16 protein-coding genes, 1 tRNA gene and 1 pseudogene are annotated in these 18880 nt (G+C 69.9%); 3 read left to right on the top strand and 15 right to left on the bottom strand.

Features of this window, described 5'->3' with window-relative positions; translation table 11 throughout:
- The first annotated feature begins 17 nt into the window (after window positions 1–17).
- The gene (locus tag MM440_RS05205) at window positions 18–1346 is read left to right on the top strand and encodes a hydroxyacid-oxoacid transhydrogenase (protein ID WP_241443120.1); all 1329 of its coding nucleotides are present in this window, start codon (window positions 18–20) and stop codon (window positions 1344–1346) included.
- On the opposite strand, the gene MM440_RS05210 is transcribed toward MM440_RS05205, so the two are convergent.
- The 8 genes from MM440_RS05210 to MM440_RS05245 all read right to left on the bottom strand — a co-directional run bounded on the left by MM440_RS05210 (window position 1333) and on the right by MM440_RS05245 (window position 11111).
- A complete protein-coding gene (locus MM440_RS05210; RefSeq protein ID WP_241443122.1) occupies window positions 1333–2337 on the bottom strand; it encodes a hypothetical protein in 1005 nt (334 codons plus the stop codon). The two genes, MM440_RS05205 and MM440_RS05210, sit on opposite strands and share 14 nt — an antisense overlap.
- On the bottom strand, window positions 2334–2882 hold the full coding sequence (locus MM440_RS05215) for an RNA polymerase sigma factor (protein ID WP_241443124.1): 549 nt from the start codon (window positions 2880–2882) through the stop codon (window positions 2334–2336). The genes MM440_RS05210 and MM440_RS05215 overlap by 4 nt, the downstream gene beginning before the upstream one ends.
- Before the next feature lie 67 nt (window positions 2883–2949).
- On the bottom strand, window positions 2950–3801 hold the full coding sequence (locus MM440_RS05220; protein WP_241443126.1) for a carbohydrate ABC transporter permease: 852 nt from the start codon (window positions 3799–3801) through the stop codon (window positions 2950–2952).
- Complete coding sequence (locus MM440_RS05225; protein ID WP_241443127.1) at window positions 3801–4664, bottom strand: carbohydrate ABC transporter permease; 864 nt, start codon at window positions 4662–4664, stop codon at window positions 3801–3803. Before MM440_RS05225 ends, MM440_RS05220 begins: the two co-directional genes overlap by 1 nt.
- 80 nt (window positions 4665–4744) lie before the next feature.
- A complete protein-coding gene (locus MM440_RS05230) occupies window positions 4745–6055 on the bottom strand; it encodes an ABC transporter substrate-binding protein (RefSeq protein ID WP_241443128.1) in 1311 nt (436 codons plus the stop codon).
- 517 nt (window positions 6056–6572) lie between these two features.
- A complete protein-coding gene (locus tag MM440_RS05235) occupies window positions 6573–6884 on the bottom strand; it encodes a putative quinol monooxygenase (protein WP_241443130.1) in 312 nt (103 codons plus the stop codon).
- 7 nt (window positions 6885–6891) lie between these two features.
- Window positions 6892–7440 carry a type 1 glutamine amidotransferase domain-containing protein gene (locus tag MM440_RS05240; RefSeq protein WP_241443132.1) on the bottom strand — a complete coding sequence of 183 codons (549 nt, stop codon included), beginning with the start codon at window positions 7438–7440 and terminating at the stop codon, window positions 6892–6894.
- Window positions 7441–8429: 989 nt separating this feature from the next.
- Window positions 8430–11111 carry an excinuclease ABC subunit UvrA gene (locus MM440_RS05245; RefSeq protein WP_241443133.1) on the bottom strand — a complete coding sequence of 894 codons (2682 nt, stop codon included), beginning with the start codon at window positions 11109–11111 and terminating at the stop codon, window positions 8430–8432.
- A 226-nt stretch (window positions 11112–11337) separates the two neighbouring features.
- Here MM440_RS05245 and MM440_RS05250 point away from each other — a divergent pair, with 226 nt between their 5' ends.
- The gene (locus MM440_RS05250; protein WP_241443135.1) at window positions 11338–12531 is read left to right on the top strand and encodes an alcohol dehydrogenase catalytic domain-containing protein; all 1194 of its coding nucleotides are present in this window, start codon (window positions 11338–11340) and stop codon (window positions 12529–12531) included.
- Window positions 12532–12766: 235 nt separating this feature from the next.
- Window positions 12767–14034, top strand: a pseudogene (locus MM440_RS05255) (IS3 family transposase).
- Here MM440_RS05255 and MM440_RS05260 read toward each other — a convergent pair.
- The 7 genes from MM440_RS05260 to MM440_RS05290 all read right to left on the bottom strand — a co-directional run bounded on the left by MM440_RS05260 (window position 14012) and on the right by MM440_RS05290 (window position 18877).
- Window positions 14012–14566, bottom strand: a complete 555-nt coding sequence (locus MM440_RS05260; RefSeq protein ID WP_241443137.1) for a hypothetical protein — start codon at window positions 14564–14566, stop codon at window positions 14012–14014. The pseudogene MM440_RS05255 and the gene MM440_RS05260 sit on opposite strands and share 23 nt — an antisense overlap.
- 130 nt (window positions 14567–14696) lie before the next feature.
- Window positions 14697–14769 (bottom strand) — tRNA-Ala (locus tag MM440_RS05265).
- Between the two features lie 255 nt (window positions 14770–15024).
- Complete coding sequence (locus tag MM440_RS05270; RefSeq protein ID WP_241443139.1) at window positions 15025–16770, bottom strand: HNH endonuclease signature motif containing protein; 1746 nt, start codon at window positions 16768–16770, stop codon at window positions 15025–15027.
- Window positions 16771–16917: 147 nt separating this feature from the next.
- The gene (locus tag MM440_RS05275) at window positions 16918–17544 is read right to left on the bottom strand and encodes a histidine phosphatase family protein (RefSeq protein ID WP_241443141.1); all 627 of its coding nucleotides are present in this window, start codon (window positions 17542–17544) and stop codon (window positions 16918–16920) included.
- 3 nt (window positions 17545–17547) lie between these two features.
- Window positions 17548–17997: a ribosome silencing factor gene (gene rsfS, locus MM440_RS05280; protein ID WP_241443143.1), complete on the bottom strand. Its 450-nt coding sequence runs from the start codon at window positions 17995–17997 to the stop codon at window positions 17548–17550.
- A complete protein-coding gene (nadD, locus tag MM440_RS05285; RefSeq protein WP_241443370.1) occupies window positions 17994–18620 on the bottom strand; it encodes a nicotinate-nucleotide adenylyltransferase in 627 nt (208 codons plus the stop codon). The genes rsfS and nadD overlap by 4 nt, the downstream gene beginning before the upstream one ends.
- A 17-nt stretch (window positions 18621–18637) precedes the next feature.
- Window positions 18638–18877 (bottom strand): hypothetical protein, encoded by a 240-nt coding sequence (locus tag MM440_RS05290; RefSeq protein WP_241443145.1) that lies wholly within the window; start codon window positions 18875–18877, stop codon window positions 18638–18640.
- Between the last annotated feature and the right edge of the window lie 3 nt (window positions 18878–18880).

The following is an 18880-nucleotide window of genomic DNA, read 5'->3' on the forward strand; positions in this document are numbered from 1 at the left end:
GTGCGAGGATCCGGGTCGTGCACCCTTCCACCGGACACCCTTCCACCGGACACCCGGGACAAGACCGTCCCGAGACGGTCTTCACCTACGGCGCGCCCCAGCTGAGGTTCGGCACCGGCGCGGCCGACGAGATCGGCCACGACCTGCACCAGCTCGGGGCCGAGCGCGTGCTGGTGGTCACCGACGCGGGCGTGGCCCGTGCCGGGGTCGCGGACCGGGTGGCCGAGCAGGTGCGCGGCGTCGGGGTCGAGGTGGTGGTCTACGAGGGTGTGCACGTCGAGCCGACCGACGCCAGCCTGCTGGCGGCCGTGGCCTTCGGGCGCGAGCACGGGCCCTTCGACGCCTTCGTCGCCGTCGGCGGCGGGTCGAGCATCGACACCGCCAAGGCGATCAACCTGATGACCACCAACGACGGCGAGCTGGGTGACTACCTCAACGCCCCGATCGGCGCCGGCCGCGCCCCGCAGCGTCCGCTCAAGCCGCTCGTCGCGGTCCCCACGACGACCGGCACCGGGTCGGAGAGCACGACCATCTGCGTGCTGGACGTGCTGGACCTCAAGGTCAAGACCGGCATCAGCCACGCCCGGCTGCGGCCGACGCTGGCGGTCATCGACCCGCTGCTGACGCTGTCGCAGCCGGCCGGGGTGACCGCGGCCGCGGGCATGGACATCCTGTGCCACGCGCTGGAGTCCTACACCGCCCGCCCCTACACCAGCTATGAGCGCAAGCGGCCCGAGCAGCGGGTCCCCTACTGCGGGGCCAACCCGATCGCCGACCTGTGGTCCGAGCAGGCGATGACCCTGCTCGCCGGAGCGTTCCGCACGGCGGTGCGCGACGGCGGCGACCTGGACGCCCGCGGCGCGATGGCCATGGCGGCGACCTTCGCGGGGCTCGGCTTCGGCAACGCCGGGGTGCACGTCCCGCACGCCAACGCCTACCCGATCGCCGGGCGGGTCAAGGACTTCCGGCCCCGGGACTACCCGCGGGACGAGCCGATGATCCCGCACGGGATGAGCGTCGCGCTGACCGCGCCGGAGGCCTTCCGGTTCACCTTCGAGGCGTGCCCCGACCGGCACCTGCGCGCCGCCGCACTGCTCGGCGCCGGGGCACCCGGCCGCGACTACGACCGGGTGCCCGAGGCGGAGCGGCTGCCCGCGGTGCTCGTGGACCTCATGCGCGACATCGACCTGCCCAACGGCTGCGGCGCGGTCGGCTACGACGCCGGCGACATCCCCGCGCTGGTCGAGGGCACGATGGCGCAGCAGCGGCTGCTGAGCACGGCCCCGCGACCGGTCACCGAGGAGGACGTGGCCGGCATCTTCGAGCGCAGCCTCACCCTCTGGTAGACCCCGCCGGCGACGGTTCCGTGCGGGTCACCGGCCCGCCGCCCTCGGACAGGCCCGCGTCGACGTCGGTCAGCACCCGCCCGTCGGCCAGCCGCACGTCGTAGCGCAGCAGCGTCCCACCGGTCTCGCGCCCCGACGCCCCGCTCGGCACGGCCAGCGCCGGTCCCGGCCACCACGCGGTGTAGCGCCCGTCCTTGACGGTGGCCTGCACGGTGCGGCCCGGCGCGTGGATGGTGACGCCGACGACACCCGCACCGACCGGCCCGTCGATCATGGAGACGACGGGGTCCCCGGCGTACTGCGCGATGTTGCCCTCGACGATCCGTCCGGCGGCCGGCGGGACCTGCGGGCCGCTCTGCCCGGCGGACCCGGTGCTGACGTCGGACACCTCGCCCGACCCGGCCACGTTGTGCGCCAGGCAGAAGGCGCTCATCGCCGACGGGCTGTCCTGGTGGAAGACCACGCTCACCACCTCGCCGCGCCGGTCGGCCAGCGCCACCGGGATGGTGCGCGGGTCGAACGGGCGGTCCCGCTCGACGACCTGCTGCAGCGGGTTGCCGCCCAGCTGGTCGCGGCAGGCCTGCACCACGGCGGCGAGGTCGCGGTCGGCCACCGCGCTCGGGGCCGCGGTCCACGAGGCATAGGCCCGGCCCGAGCCCCCGGTGCCCGGCCACAGGACCGAGGCGGCACCGACGGCGACGGCGACCGCGGGCACCCCCCACGCCAGGCGCCGGACGACGGCGCGCCGGGCGCGCGGTGCCGTCCCCGCGGTGCGGGCCGGCCGAGCGGCGCGGGCCGCTCCAGCGCTGCGGGGTCGCCGAGCGGCCGGGTCGGCCGCGACGTCGGGGGTGCCGGGGTCGGTGGCGAGGACCCGCGCGAGCAGCGCGTCGGCGCGCTCACGCTGCTGCGTCGACAGCGTGCGGTCGGCGGGGTCCAGGGTGCGCAGGACGGTGTCCATCCGGTGGTCGGGGAAGGGCAGGCGGTCGGTCATCGCAGGGTCTCCTTCGCGAGGGCGGCGGACGCGGCGGCGGGGTCGCTCGCGTCGAGGTGGTGACGCAGGGCGCGGCGGGCGCGCATGAGGCGCAGCCGGTAGGCCGCGGGAGAAATGCCGAGGACCCGGGCGGCCTGGGGCGAGGTGAGGTCGTCCAGGACGGTCAGCGCCAGCGCCTCCTGCTCGACGGCGCTGAGCCGTTGCCACGCCCGCGCGAGGTCGACGCGCTGGGCGGCGAGCTCGGGGTCTACGGTCTGGGTGCGCGGCGACACGTCCGCGAGGCGGACGGTCAGCGCGGTGCGCCGCTGCTCGCCCCGACGGGCGTTGAGCAGGCAGTGACGCGCGATAGTGAAGACCCAGGCGCGCAACGGGTCGGTCCGGGCCGGGGCGTCGTCCAGGCGACGCCACACGACCAGGAAGGTCTCGGCCACGACGTCCTCGGCCTGGGTGGGGTGCACCCGGCGCTGGACGAAGCGCAGCACGTCGTCATGGGTCTCGGCGAAGACCGCTCGGAAGCGGTGCTCGCGGGGCTGTTCGGTCGTCACACCCACTACGTGTCCGCTCCGCCGCTCGCTGTTTCGCGCCCGGTCCGGCCCCAGGGCGGACCGGGCGCTACTCGCCGCCGATGCCGGTGCGCTCCACGCCCTCGACGATCCAGCGCTGCAGCAGCAGGAACATCGCGAGCAACGGCAGGATGCCGATGAGCGCGGCCGCGAACAGCGAGGACAGGTTGATGGACTGCGCCGTGAGGAACGTCGACAGCGCCACCTGGACGGTCCAGGACTGGGCGTCGCGGCCGATGACGAGGGGCCACAGGAACGCGTTCCACGACCCGATGAAGGTGATCGTGCCGATCGCCGACGCGAAGCCGAGCGAGTTGGGCACCACGACCCGCCAGAACGTCCCCCACCAGGACAGACCGTCGAGGAACGCGGCCTCCTCGATCTCCTTGGGGAAGCCGAGGAAGAACTGTCTGAACAAGAACGTCGACAGCGCCTGGAACAGGCCCGGGATGATCAGGCCGCGCAGGGTGGAGATCCACCCGAGGGTCGAGACGAGCACGAAGCTCGGCACGAAGGTGATCGCGGCGGGGATCAGCAGGGTCGCCGTGATCAGCCAGAACACCAGCCCCGACCAGCGGTAGGGGATGCGCGCGAGGCCGTAGCCCGCCATCCCCGACAGCACCAGCACCCCGAGGGTCTGCACGACGGCGATGATGACCGAGTTGAGCAGGGCGCGCCCCATCGGGACGGCGGGGTCGCGGAACACGTCCACCAGGTTCGAGAAGCGCCACGACGGCGGCAGCCAGGCCCAGTCGGGGGCGGTGATCTCGGGCTCGGACATGAGCGCGTTGCGCACGAGCAGGTAGAACGGCACCAGGAAGACCAGCGCCAGCACCGCCAGTGCTGCGTAGCGCAGGGCAGCACTCACGTGGTCGGCGCGGCTGTTGCGGACGATCGCCATCAGTCCCCTCCTCGTCCGATGCCGGTGATCCGCCCCTGGACCAGGGCGACGATCGCGATGAGCAGCGCGAGGATCACCGCGCCGGCGGTCCCGTGCCCGAAGTCCTGACCGCTGCCGAGCGCCACGTAGTAGAGGTAGACGAGCGGCGGCCGCGCGTAGGGCGGGTAGGTCCCGAAGGTGTTGAGGATGTTGTAGAACTCGTCGAACGCCTGGAACGCGTTGACCAGCAGGAGGAGCAGCACGGCGGTCGAGGTGGCGCGCAGCTGCGGCAGCGTGATGTAGCGGAACGACTGCCACTGCGAGGCGCCGTCGATGGCGGCGGCCTCGTAGAGGGTCGGTGAGATCCGTTGCAGCCCAGCGAGGAACAAGATCATGTAGAACCCGACCTGCAGCCACAGCCGGGCCGAGACGATGACCAGCCAGTACCACGGCGGGTGGGTGACCGACAGGAACGGGATCGGGTCCTGGCCGAACCAGCCGAGCACGGTGTTGACCAGCCCGAAGCGCACGCCGGAGAAGATGGACATCTTCCAGATGAGCGCGGCGACGACATAGGAGCAGGCGGTCGGCAGGAAGAACACCGACCGGAAGAACGCCTGCATGACCCGCGTCCGGGCGACCAGCACCGCCACGAGGAGCGACAACACGAAGGTCGTCGGCACGATGAACGCCGCGAACACCACGAAGGTGAGCAGCGAGTCGCGGAACGACGGGTCGCCGAGCATGTCCGCGTAGTTGCCGAGCCCGACGAACTTCGTTGGTGTGACGGTGTTGTAGGCGTCGAAGAAGGACAGGTAGAGCGACCACAGGATCGGCACGTAGATGAAGACGACCAGGCCGAGGAAGAACGGCCCGACGAACACCCAGAACCAGACGTTCTGGTCCTGCCGCCCCCGCAGCCGCTGGGCCAGCGGGGGACGGTCTACGGGACGGTCTGTGGCGCTCAGCTCGTGACCCGCTTCAGCTCGGCCTCGACGACGGGCTTCACGACGGCGATCTGCGCGGCGGGGTCGGCGCCGTCCTTGACGATGCGACTCATCATGTCGCCGAATGCCGTGGCGCACTTGGGAGTCCACAGCAGCGGGGTCTGCGCGTGACCGAAGTCCTGGACGAGCTTGGCGGCGTCGGCGGCCGGCCCGGTCTTGAGCTTGTCGGCCTTGCTGACGAGGGACTGACGAGCCGGGATGTGGAAGCCGTAGGCGGTGGCCCACTCGAGCTGCTTGTCGGTCTGGTCGACCCACAGCCACTGCACGAACTTCTTTGCGGCGTCGACGTTCTTGCTCTTGGTGCTGACGCAGGAGCCGTAGGCGCCGACCGGGACCGACTGCTTGCCACCCGACATCGCCGGCCACGGCAGGACACCGAAGTCGTCGCCGAGCGCCTTCTGGATGTCGGGGAGGGTCCACAGGCCGGTCCACTGGATGGCGCACAGGCCCTGGGTGAGGGCGGACGCGTCGAACCAGTCCTTGGGCGCGCCAAGCAGCAGGGCGTTGCTGGTGAACAGCTCACGCAGCTTGCCGAGCGCCGCCGCGGCGGCAGGCGTGCCGAAGCCGAACGTGTTGTCGGGGGTGAGGTAGTCCGCGCCGGCCGCCCACAGCATGGGGCCGCCGAGACCGAGGCCGCCGTCGTTGCCGAGGAACAGGCCCTTGACCTTGGAGTCGGTGAGCTTCTTTGCAGCAGCGACGAGCTCGTCGATCGTGGTGGGCGGCTTGACACCGGCCTTCTCGAGCATGGACTTGCGGTAGACGAGCAGCTGCATGTCGATGACCTGAGGCACCGCGTAGACCTTGCCTTGGTAGGTCATCCGGTCGAGGATCGCCTTGTTGAAGTCGTCCTTGGCGCTCGCCACGACCTCGGTCAGATCGGCGACCTGACCCGCCTTGATCATGTCGATCGTCGGGCCGTTGCCGTACTCGAACACGTCGGGACCGGCGTCGGTCAGCAGCGACGCCGCCGTCGACTGGTCGTAGTCACCGGGCTTCCACGACACGGTGACCTTGGCGTCGGGGTAGGCCGCGGCGAACTTCTCCACCGCTTGCTGCGTCCCGGCCTCGCCGTACTGGTGGTACCACTGCGACAGCGCCGGCTTGCCACCCGCCGCTCCCCCGGACGTCGCCGCCGTCTCGCGGCCGGTGTTGCCGCCGCACGCCGCCAGCGCGCTGGCGGCGGCCAGTCCGCCGCCGAGGGCGAAGAGGCGGCGCCTGGCCAGCGGCGTCTCGAGGACGGTGCGGGACGAGCGGGGAGTGTGAGTCATGACCAACCTTCCGGAGACGGACTGAGCTGGGTCCACCGTAGAACCGCCGCCCCTGATGCGCCCGGCAAGGGCGCGCCGTGGACGGGGTCGGGTCGGTGCTGGTGCGGGCCTGGGCTTGAAGGTGCCCGAGTAGGTCGGCTCGACGCCAGACGCGATCGCGAGTGCTCCTTCGCCCTCGTGGAGCAGTGGCGAGGACTGGCCACCCGCTACGAAATCTCTTTCTCCAGCTCAGGAATACGTGCGGCGTCATCGGTCGTCGCGTAGTAGGTGGACCGGGCGATCTGCGCGTCGGTGCCCTTCAGCACCGTGCAGATCGGCTTGACGCCGTGCCGATCCTTGTGCTTGTCGATGAAAGCGACTCAAGAGACATGTCCTAGAGGACGACGCCGAGCCTCGTTCAGGACGGGATCAGCAGCTCCGTCCTGGATTGGCACGTGCGGTGAATCGGCTCCACAGCCGCGGCCACGGCTGTGGAGCCGATCGGGGCCGCACCCCGATGTCAATCGACGCTGATGCTCTAGGAGGTCTCGCCGGGCAGCTTGTACGCGATCACGTCGACGTTCTGGATGCTCGGTTCGGTGCTGAACAGATCTGCTCCCTGCGCAGCAAGTGCCTGACCGACACCACCCGAGAGGTGGGTCTGACGGGCCTCGTCGTCGGGGAACACGTCGAAGATCCCGAAGGTCGATTCGTCGAACTGCAGAGCGAACCAGGCCCGCGTACCCTCCTCCTGCTCGACGATGGGACGGGCGCTGCGGAGAAAGTCCGCGACGTCCTTCTCCTTCCCGGGCTTGGCGTGCACGATGACAGACAATGCAGAGTTGATCATGGTTTCCTCACTTGTCCTGGCTGAACAGCTCGATGATCGCGGCGCAGAAGGCGGGGAGATCCTCGGGCGAGCGGCTGGTGATTAGGTTCCCGTCGCGTGCCACCTCTTCGTCGACGACGTTCGCTCCGGCATTGCGCAGGTCGGTGCGGATGCTCGGGTACGAGGTCAGCGTCCGACCCTCCACGACACCGGCCTCGATCAGCGTCCACGGTCCGTGGCAGATCGCGGCAACGGGCTTGCCGGCGACCATGGCGTCGCGCACGAACCCGACTGCGTCGGTGTCCATCCGCAACTGGTCGGGGTTGACCGTGCCGCCCGGAAGCAGCAGGGCGTCGTAGTCGTCGGCCGAGGCGGACTTCACCAGGGCATCGACCGGGAACGTTCCGGCCTCATCCAGGTCGTTCTTGCGGGCCTTGATCTCGCCCTCGTGCAGCGACAGCAGCTCGGTGGTGGCCCCCGCGTCCTGCAGAGCCTGTCTGGGCTGTTCGAGCTCCACGCGCTCGACGCCGTCCGCGGCCAGGATCGCTATCCGCTTGCCGTGCAATTCGTCTGCCATGTTCTGCTCCGTTCTGTGGGAGGTGACGGCCTGCCCGTGCGGGCGAGCCGCACGCTGTCCGTCCGGGCAGCGTGGTTCGGGTGCAGGACGACTCGCGTGCAGTCGTCGTTGCGCTCATCGGAGTGCCGGCAGGTGTTGGCTGCCGATTCTCGGGCCGGATCCTGGGAGACGATGGAGAAGCTTCGGCCCTGTTGTCGACGATGACCTGCCGCCATCGACGGTTGTCGTTCTTCACCGGGGCCTGCCCGGATGTGAGCGCCGGGCGCGCTTTCCAGCATAGACATCGTTGGTCAGGGACGGGCCGCACGTCGCCATCTCGTGCGGGACGCCGGGACGCCGGGACGCCGGAGCACGAAGACGTCGACGACTCCGATGCCGCCGGGGTACCGCACCGATCGCATCCGGCGATTCGAGCCCGTCGCCGGATCTCCGGTCGAGCACGAACTGCACGGGATCGGTCGTGGAGTCGTCGACGGCGATGGCCGGCAGGCCACATATCGGCGAGCTCGGCGTCATCGTTCTCCATCTCGACCCAGTCCTCGCCGAGGCGCAGGCAGTCCTGGTGGCCGGCGGGGGGTCGTAGCGTCTCGGCCTGCCCGCTGCCGAGTCCGCTCCCGAGCCCCGTCACCGCGACGCCGCAGGCCTCTGCCCGGTCCGGCTGCGGTCGGGCAGTCGTTCATCGGACTGCGCCCGTGGGTCATGCGGAACCCGCGGAAGATGGTGAACGGCACGACCCTGCGGGTTCCCGTCGGACTCGCGCGTCATGACCCCGCGATCCCGCGCCCCGGCACGGCGCCGACCATGGGGCGAAACGTCCGGTCAGCGTCGTTCGAGGGTCGCCGGTTCACGACCTCATCGCAGACGGCGCGGAGCGCCTGCTGACCGAGTTCCGCATGCACGCGGCGTGGATTCTCGATCGGGCGACGCAGGTTGCTCGTCCGATGCGCCCGTTGCGTGGGGTCATTGCCCTCATCGAAGCCTTCCGACTCTCACCCCAGGGAGGCGGTCTCCTGCAGCGCAGCCTCGAGGTACGGTGCCGATGCACCGGCTCCGGACGAGGCGACCTGCGCGGGGGTGCCTGAGGCGACCACAGTGCCGCCGTCGTCTCCCGCGCCGGGTCCGAGGTCGATGACGTGGTCGGCTGCGGCGACCACGCGCATGTCGAGCTCGACCGCGACGACGGTGTTGCCTGCTTCTACGAGGCTCTGTAGATGAGCCACGAGCCGGTCGGAGTCGGCGCAGTGCAGTCCCGAGGTCGGCTCGTCGAGTACGTAGAGAGTGTCCCCGCGCTGGGATCGCTGAAGCTCGGTGGCGAGCTTGACGCGCTGCGCCTCACCACCAGAGAGCTCGGTCGCCGGCTGCCCGAGACGCAAGTAGCCCAGGCCCACGTCGATCAGTGCCGTGAGCGAGCGCATGATGTCGAACTCGCCGTCGAAGAACTCGTGCGCCTCCTCGACGCTCATGGCGAGGATCTCCGCGATGTTCCGGCCACGCCAGAGGATCTCCAAAGTGCTGGACTGATAGCGGGTTCCGTGGCAGTCGGGGCACTCGGTGTAGACCGAGGGGAGGAAGAGCAGTTCCACCATGACCGACCCCTCGCCCTCGCAGGTGGGGCAGCGGCCGCCGGTGACGTTGAAGGAGAATCGGCCCGGCTTATAACCCCGCGCGCGAGCCTCGGGCGTCTCGGCGAACCTCCGCCTCACGTGGTCGAACAGGCCGGTGTAGGTGGCGACGTTCGAGCGCGGGGTGCGGCCGATGGGCTTCTGATCAATGCTCACGACGCGGCGCACCCCAGAGAGGTCTCCCTGGACCGTTCCCTCGAGCTCCTCGGGCTCGTCCGACAGCAACAGCTCGTCCCCCTCGGCGGCCGCAGCGTCGTCCGCCTGGACAGCCCGCCCCAATCGCTCCCCGAGCAGCGCAGGCAGTGCCTGGCTGACCAGGCTCGACTTGCCCGATCCGGAGACTCCTGTAGCGGCGGTGAATGCCCCGAGCGGAAGGGGGATCGACACGTCGCGCAGGTTGTTGCGCGTGACGTGCTCGAGCTGCAGCCATCCCTCTGGCTCCCGCGGGGGTCGGTGAGGCAGGCCACTGCCCCCGAAGACATACCCGCGAGTCACGGACTCCTCCACCGCGGCGAGTCCCTCGGTGGGACCGCTGTAGACGACGCGGCCGCCGCGCTCGCCCGCGCCGGGACCGATGTCGACCAGCCAGTCCGCGTGCCGCATCACGTCCACCGAATGCTCTACGACGAACAGGCTGTTGCCTCGGCGCTTGAGCCCGTCGAGGATGCCGAGCAGCGCGCTGACGTCCTGCGGATGCAGCCCTGCGGAAGGCTCATCGAGCACGTAGACCACACCGAACAGTTCGGAGGTCAGCTGGGTCGCGAGCCGCAGTCGCTGTAGCTCCCCACCCGAGAGGGTGGGGGTGGTGCGGCTCAGGGAGAGATACCCCAGACCGAGGTCGATGATGGGCCGCAGCCTGTTGACGAGTTCTGCGCCCAGGCGCGCTGTCGCGGCCAGCTTCTCCACCGAGTGGTTCGGCGTCCTGCGCACGTCGGGGGCTGCCTCATGGGCTGATCCGCCAGCGTCGACGCGCTGCCGCACAGCGTCGCGTCGGGCTGCCTCGTCCAGTGCCTGACCGGCAGTCTCGGTCCCGTCGAGATCGCCGGTGGCCCGCGCGACTGCCTCCTCGATCAACGTCGAGAGCTCCGCGAGGGGCAGATCGGAGAGATCAGCGACATCGAGGCCCTCGAAGGTCACCGACAGAGCCTCCGGCTTCAGCCGCTTGCCGTGGCAGGCAGGGCAGGGCGCGGCCGTGAGGAACTGTGCCACGCGCCGCTTCATCGACCCGCTCTTGGTGTTCGCGAACGTGTCGAGCACGTACCGGCGCGCACCGACGAAGGTGCCCGAGTAGCTCGGCTCGACGCCAGCCGCGATCGCGGCCCGGGCCTCGGCGAGCGTCAGGCGCGAGTGGACCGGGACGTACGGCGTCTCGTCCGTGTAGAGGATCCAGTCCCGATCCTCCTTCGGCAGATCCTTCCAGGGCACATCGACGTCGTAGCCGAGCGCGACGAGGACATCGCGCAGCTGATGACCGTGCCAGGCCGTCGGCCAGGAGGCGATGGCCCGCTCGCGGATCGTCAATGAAGGGTCCGGCACCATCATGTCCTCGGTGACCTCGTACACCCGGCCGATGCCGTGGCACTCCGGGCATGCGCCCTGCACGGTGTTGGCGGAGAAGTCCTCGGCGTAGAGCATCGGCTGATCATCGGGGTAGTGGCCGGCCCGGGAGTAGAGCATGCGCACCAGCGAGGAGAGCGTGGTGATGCTGCCCACCGAGGACCGCGCGCTGCGGCCCCCGCGCTGCTGCTGAAGAGCGACGGCCGGCGGCATACCCGTGATGGAGTCGACGTCCGGGACGCCTGCCTGGTCGATGAGGCGACGGGCGTAGGGAGCGACGGACTCGAGGTAACGGCGCTGGGACTCCGCGAACAGGGTTCCGAAGGCCAGGGAGGACTTTCCCGAGCCGGAGACGCCGGTGAACACCACCAGAGCGTCGCGGGGGACCGCCAGGTCGATGTCCTGGAGGTTGTGCTCGCGCGCGCCGAGCACCAGCACGTCGGGCTGAACGGGTGAGGAGTCCGACGATGAGGACCTGCGTGCTTCGACCATTCCGGCGAGACTAGCAATACGGTCCACCGATCGGTCGGAGCATGGCCCGGTCCTCCACGGTCCACCTGCCCGTGGTGCCTATCGCCGCAGCCAGGGCGGGCACCTCGGTGGACGGCGAGATTCCTCCTCGCCTAAGGTCCGACGAGAGCCGAGGTCGCGGGCGACGGGCATCCAAATGACCGTGGCACTTCCGCGACCGGGCCATCCACAACTGGAGGAGATCGTCATGGCAAGCAGCAACCGCGCCGTCGTGTTCCAGAACGTCAAGGACATGCGCGTCGAGACCCTCGACTTCCCGAAGCTCGAGATGCCGAACGGCAAGAGCGCCCCGCACGGCGTCATCCTCAAGATCGTCGCCACCAATATCTGCGGCTCCGACCTGCACATCTACCGCGGTTCCTTCCCCGTACCCCAGGGCATGGTGATGGGGCACGAGATGACCGGCGAGGTCGTCGAGGTCGGCTCCGACGTCGAGTTCCTCTCCGAAGGCGACCTGGTCTCGGTCCCCTTCAACGTCGCCTGCGGCCGATGCCGCAACTGCCGCGCCCGCCACACCGAGGTGTGCGAGACCGTGAACCCCGACGTGTCCTGCGGCGCCTACGGGTTCAACCTGGGTGATTTCCAGGGCGGGCAGGCGGAGTACCTGTTCGTCCCCTACGCCGACTTCCAGCTGCTCCGCTTCCCGGACAAGGACCAGGCCATGGAGAAGATCCGTGACCTCGCCCTTCTCTCGGACATCCTGCCCACCGCGTTCCACGGCCTCATGGAGGCCGGGGCGAAGCCCGGCTCGACCGTCTACATCGCCGGCGCCGGACCTGTGGGACGCTGCGGCGCCGCGGCGGCCCGTCTCCTGGGCGCTTCCTGCATCATCGTCGGTGACTACCACAAGGACCGGCTGGACCTGGTGAAGAACAACGGCTGCGAGACCATCGATCTCAACCAGGACGTGCCGCTGACCGATCAGATCGAGGCCATCCTCGGCGAACCCATGGTGGACTGCGCCGTCGACTACGTCGGCAACGAAGCCCACGGGATCGGCCGCGAGGCCGAGGACATGAGCCCGGCCCACGCCATCAACCAGGTCATGGACGCCACCCGCGCAGGCGGTGCCACCGGCATCGTCGGCGTCTACGGCCCCGACCCGCTGGCCTCCTCCAAGGCCGAGCAGGAGGGAACCTTCTCGCTCGACTTCGGCAAGGCGTGGATCAAGTCGCCTCGGATCTCCGGCGGCCAGGCCCCGATCATGCACTACAACCGTGAGCTGATGATGTCGATCCTGTGGGACCGCATGCCCTACCTCAGCGACATGCTCAACACCAAGGTCATCAGCCTCGACGAGGCCCCCGACGCCTACGCGACGTTCGACACCGGTGCCCCGGAGAAGTTCATCATCGACCCGCATGGCATGATCCCCGCCTGATTTCGCGCCGTCGTCCCCGGCCCGCGACCATCGCCTCAGCGGCGGTCGCGGGCCGGCTCTCTGCGCGGATCGGTTCTCGATGCCGATCCGGGCGAGGGCCGGCGTCGTACTCTGGTAGTCCAGACCGGTATGCAAGAGCACACCAGCACGGACCAGCGAGCAGGGGGGCCTGACCCTGGTTCTTGGACACGTTGAATCCAGCATCTGGTGCTGGGGAAGCGAGATGATCCGAGTCATGGCCGGGAAGAACTACTCGGAGGAGTTTCGTCGGCAGGCCGTCGATTTGTACGAGTCCACGCCGGGCGCCACGGTCCGCGGCATCGCCGAGGACCTCGGCATCGTGCGCGGCACGCTGCGCGGCAGTGGCTCGAGGTGTACGGGACCGGCAAGAAGACCGCTGCTGACGGGACGGCGACCTCGAGCCCGCTGCAGTCCAAGACCACCGCGAAGACCGCCGCTGCCGCAGATCCGGGCAGCGAGACACCAGAGGGTAAGGTCGCCCGGCTCGAGGCGCGGGTGCGTGAGCTGGAGGTCGAGACGACCAAGCTGACCACCGAGCGGGAGATCCTCCAGCGGGCGGCCAAGTATTTCGCCGGGCAGACGCGCTGGTGAGTCGCTTCCAGTTCGTCGCCGACCACTGCGCCACCTTCGAGGTGAAGCGACTGTGCGAGCTCGTCGAGATCGAGCGCTCCTCCTACTACGCCTGGGTCAAGGCGGGCCCCGCGCGCGAGGAGCGCGCCCGGGCCGACGCCGAGCTCGCGGAACGGATCAGGGCCGTCCACCAGGGGGACAAGACCTACGGGGCGCCGGATCACTGCCGAGCTCAACGACGGGGTCGCGCAGCAGGAGCGGGTCAACCACAAGCGGGTCGCCCGCGTGATGCGGCTCAACACGATCGTTGGCTACGCCAAGAAGCGGCGGGTGCGCACGACCGTCCCTGAGCCCGCCGACCAGGTGGTCCCCGATCTGCTCCAGCGGGACTTCACCGCTTCTGCTCCAGGGCTGCGCTATGTCGGGGACATCACTTACCTGCCGTTGGCCGACGGGACGAACCTGTACCTGGCCACCGTGATCGACTGCTACAGCAGGCGACTGGCCGGCTGGGCGATCGCCGGCCACATGCGCACCAGCCTCGTCACCGATGCCCTCAACGCCGCCGCCGCGACCCGGGGCAGCCTCAACGGCGCGATCTTTCACAGCGACCACGGGTCGGTCTATACGAGCAAGGACTACGCCGCGCTGTGCGCCGACCTCGGCGTGTCCCAGTCCATGGGCGCCGTCGGCACGAGCGCGGACAACGCGTTGGCCGAGTCGTTCAACGCCACGCTGAAGCGCGAGGTCCTCCAAGACGCCGCGTGCTGGGCCGACAAGCAGAGCTGCCGCCGCCAGGTCTTCGGCTGGCTCGTCCGCTACAACACCCGCCGCCGCCACACCTGGTGCGGCTACCTGTCCCCGTCCCCCTACGAGGCCCGCTGGGCGGCTACGCTGCCAACCGCCGCATAATCAACCCCCGTGTCCAAGAACCGGGGGTAAGGCCCGACACTCCAAGCGCACCGACTGCACCCGCCAGGCCATGCTCATCGAGGACGTCGAGAAGCTCGTCGAGGACTACTACAAGCGAGTCCAGATCACCCCGGCCCAGCAGGACGCGCTCGCCGGGATGCTGCATCACGAGTTCGACCGCCTCATAGCCGCCGAAACCGACGAACTCGCACGGCTCACCGCGAACCGCGACCGGCTCGAAGGCGAACAGGACCGGCTGATGCAGGCCCACTATGCCGACGCCATACCGCTGAGCGTCCTCAAACGCGAGCAGGACCGCATCACGGGCGAGCTCGACAAGGTGACCCGGCGCATCGACGCCCACTACGGCGACTGCGCCGACGCCCGCGCGCACCTCGACGACGCGCTCGGGCTCCTCGTGAACTGCGCCGACATCTACGCCCGCTGCGACGACACGAACCCGCGGCTTTGCAACCAGGCATTCTTCACCAAGGTCTTCATCGACGAGGACAACGAGCTGCGCGTCGAGCACAACCGACCCTTCGAAATGCTGCTCGACCCACAGGTCAACGCCAACGCACTGACCTGGGCCGCAGACACCAACAAGGCCCGAACCTCTACCAACATTGACGTTGGCAAGGGTTCGAGCCTTGTGCGTGGGGTGGAGCTGAGGGGATTCGAACCCCTGACCCCCTCCATGCCATGGAGGTGCGCTACCAACTGCGCTACAGCCCCGAACCGGGTGTCGACCGCGCGTCTCCGTGCGGAAGCGACTGCGTTACCTTAGCCGAACCCCGACTCCTCGTTCAAATCCGCGGCGCCCCTGCGGCACCCACGCAGCACCCGCTACGGCTGGTGGCTGTCCTCGGGTCAGGCTGGTGCTCGCACTGGTGGCTGACTGCTGGTCGGGCTGGTGGCCGGCTGCTGGTCGGGGCTTCTGGTTGGGCTGCCCGTCAAGCGGTCGCGGGGCCCGTGGCCCGGATGGACGGCCTACCCGGCGCGAGCCAAATCGGCGAGCCCAGGTGGAGGGTCGTGGATCCACTGGTGGTTGCCCGGTCGGACGTGCCAGCGCACCTGCGACACGGTGACCGTCGCGGTGAACCCGCGGGCGTGGACGAGACGATGATGCCGGTCGCACAGGAGGGCGAGGTTGGTGAGATCGGTCGGTCCCCCATCGGCCCAGTGCACGACGTGGTGCGCCCGGGTCCAGGCGATCGGCGCCGTGCAGGTCGGGAACGAGCAGCCACCGTCACGGATCGCCAGCACCGCGCGCTGACCCGCGGTCGCGAGGCGACGAGCACGGCCCACGTCGAGCGGCTCGCCCACGCTGCCCAGCACGACGGGGATCACCTCGGCGTCGCAGGCCAGCCGACGGGCTACGGCCGGGGACAGCACAGTCCCGAAGCCGTCCCGCGCCAGGCCCGCCCACGATCCCGGGAGCAGCCGCGCATCGGGTGGGTCGGTGGACGAGCTGGCCACACCGGCCCCCCAGCTCGGCGCTGACGGCTCCGTCGTGGAGCCGACATCGTCTGGCCCGGAGGAAGGCGAGGCCCCCAGGGACGTTGTCGAGGGCTGAGCCGACGAAGTGTGACCGCGCCCAGGACGCGTGGGCGCGTGCGCCGCCACGCCGGCGAGGAGGTCCTCCAGGCGAAGCGTCACGACCACGGAGGTCGGCGCCGCCATCGGCCCGGTCGGGACCATGCCAGTGACCAGCCGGGCCATCTCGACGAGGGCGTCGGCGCGTCGTTGCGCTGCGCTGCGGGTGTCTCGGTCAGCCTGCGCCGCCTCCGGGTCGTCGACGTGGCGGCACGTGCTGTGGTCGCAGGCGCTGTGGCTGCTGCTGTGGTCACCGCCCCCCGCTTGCTGTGACCCACCTGCCGCGCCGTCGGCCGCGCTGTCACCACTGTCGCCGGCCCCCATCTCCGGACCAGCTGCGGCAGCCGCCCCCGCTGCGGCGACCGGGTCACCCGCCCCCGGCTCGGGCACGCGAGGCGCAGAAAGCGCATCCAGCGCTGCGGTGAGCACGGCGAAGGACTCGGGATCGAGGGTGAGCGTCGAGCGGAACATGCCGTCCGGCAACGGGGTGAAGGCGTTGAAGCCGCGCTTGGCTCGTCGGCACTCGTCACGCTGCTCGGGGTCGGCGCTGGAAAAATTGCTCAGCAGCTGCTCCTCATAGCTGCGCAGCTGGATGCTCTTGGCACCCGCACGCATCAGGTAGCGCACACCCTCGGCCGCGTCGGTCACCATCGAGCTCGGGAGGTCGTGCCGCACGCGATCGACGCTGGCACAGCCGGCGAGAGCCTCCCGGACAGACAGTCCTCCGGTCAGCGCATCGGCGACCAGGCCTCGCTTGGCCACGTCGTTGCCCGCCTTGATGAGCCGGGCCACCGGTGCGGCCTCGACGGCCGCGACGCCGCACGTCTCGATCAGCCAGGTGGCAGGGTCGACCGCCTTGGTCGTCTCCTGGTGCACCCCGCGGGTGGCGGCCTCGCGCGTGACCGCCGCGCCCAACCCCTGCAGGCGATGGGCGAGCTCGAAGCAGGTCGCCGCGAGGGGCGCCAGCTCGGTGTTGCCGACGAACGCCAGCCCCGCACCCACCTGCTCCAGCATCACCCGCAGATCGGCCTGACCATCACCGACCACGGGGTCGGGCACGGGCGGTCCGAGCAGCTCGCCCACAGCCGTCAACGCGTCACCCAGGAGGGCGACGGCGGCGTCTGCGGCGGTCTTGTTCATGCTGCTTATTCTACTGAATTCGAACACAGCATAGCCAGAGTGGATTCGCCGCTCAGAGCAAGTCCACCCGTCTGCCAAGAGGGGGTAACGGGACGCTGGCGGCGGTCACCCCACGGAAGAACCTTGCACCCCCACCTCGGGCGTCAATCAGCGCGCGTCGGGAGCCCGGAGGTTCCAGCCCTCGATCCGCCACCCACCACGGGCGGTCTCGCCGAGGATCGCCCAGTGGCAGTTGCCGAGCCCACCGAGCACCTGCCAGGCCTGGTGCTGGCCCAGGTCGCACAGCGCGGCAGCGAGCGCTCGAGCCGCGACGCCGTGGGAGACGATGATGGCGACCTCGCCGTCCGACAGCGTGTCGAGGAGCGCCTCGGCCCCGGCGAGCGCGCGGGCTGCGACGTCGGCGACGGACTCGCCGCTGATGCCGCGGCGGAAGTCCTCGCCGGTCAGCATCTTCTCGGCCTCGGCGGGATACTCGGCGCGCACGTCGTCGCCGGACTTGCCCTGCCACTCCCCCACGTGGATCTCGCGGAAGCGCGGATCCCTCGTCGCCGGGACGCCCGCCACCTCGGCGATCGCGTCGGCCGTGCGAGCCGCGCGGGCCAGGTCGGAGGAGACGATCCGGGCCGGCTGCAGGGCCGCGAGGTAGGGCGCCGCAGCCGCAGCCTGCTCGACACCGAGGGCGGAGAGCTCTACATCGAGCTGCCCTTGCCACAAGCCGGCGGCGTTGTGCCCCGTCTGGCCGTGGCGCACGACCACGAGCTTGCGCCCCCTCATCGGTCAGTCGTCCGCGCGCGAGCCGCTCGCCTCGTCGGCACCAGTCGCGTCCGCACCAGTCGCATCCTCAGCAGAGCCCGAGCCAGAGCCCGAGTCATCGAGCTGGAGGTCGATCATGGGGCAGTCCTTCCACAGCCGCTCCAGGCCGTAGAAGTCCCGCTCCTCCTCGTGCTGCACGTGCACGACGATGTCGATGAAATCGATGAGCACCCAACGACCTTCGCGCTCACCCTCACGACGCACCGGCTTGGCGCCGGCCTCACGCAGCTTGTCCTCCACCGCGTCGACGATCGCGCGGACCTGACGGTCGTTGGGCGCCGACGCGAGCACGAACACGTCAGTGAGGGGCAGGTGGTCGCTCACGTCGATGGCCCGGACGTCGCGGGCCAGCTTGTCCGCGGCGGCCTGCGCGGCCAACTGGGCCAGCTCGATGGCTCGGGGGGTGGCGCTCACGCTGTCTCCTCGCTGAGGGTCCTGGCGATGGTGGTGCGCAGGATGCCCGTGGGCTGCTGATCGGGGGTGTACAGGTGGTACTTGTTGATGTGCTGCACGACACCGTCGGGCACCAGATACCAGACCGGCTCGCCCCGCGCCGTGCGCGCTCGACAATCGGTGGACGAGATCGCCATGGCCGGGATCTCCTGCAGCGACACCTTGTCGGCCGGCAGCCCCGCCTCGGACAGCACGTAGCCCGGTCGCGTCACCCCGATGAAGTGCGCCAGCTCCCAGAGCTCGTCGGCGTCCCTCCAGGTGAGGATCTTCGCGAGGGCGTCGGCGCCGGTGATGAAGAACAGCTCGGCGTCCGGGTTGAGCGCGGCGAGGTCGCGCAGGGTGTCGATCGTGTACGTCGGGCCGTCCCGGTCGATGTCGACGCGCGACACCGAGAAGCGGGGGTTGGACGCCGTGGCGATCACCGTCATCAGGTAGCGGTGCTCGGCCGGGGAGACCGTGGTCGAGTCCTTCTGCCAGGGCTCGCCCGTAGGGACGAAGACGACTTCGTCGAGGTCGTAGAGGGCCTGCACCTCGCTTGCCGCGACGAGGTGGCCGTGGTGGATGGGGTCGAACGTCCCACCCATCACGCCGATGCGCGTGGTCAGTGGTGCGCCCCGTGCGTCGCGCCATGATCGCTGTCGTGGCGGGCACGCCCGTCAGCACCGCCGTAGACCTGGGGGTTCTGGCGGTAGCGGATCGCCGTGTTGCGGAACGCGTAGGTCAGCGCCAGCAGGAGCAGGAACACGGCCAGTGCGATCACCCCGAACCAGAAGTCCGCGAACGGCAAGGTCATGGCGTTCTCGGACTCTTCGGCGGCGAGGAGCAGGGCGGCAGAAGTCATGGG

This window comes from Arsenicicoccus piscis (assembly GCF_022568835.1).
Classification (GTDB): Bacteria; Actinomycetota; Actinomycetes; order Actinomycetales; family Dermatophilaceae; genus Arsenicicoccus; species Arsenicicoccus piscis.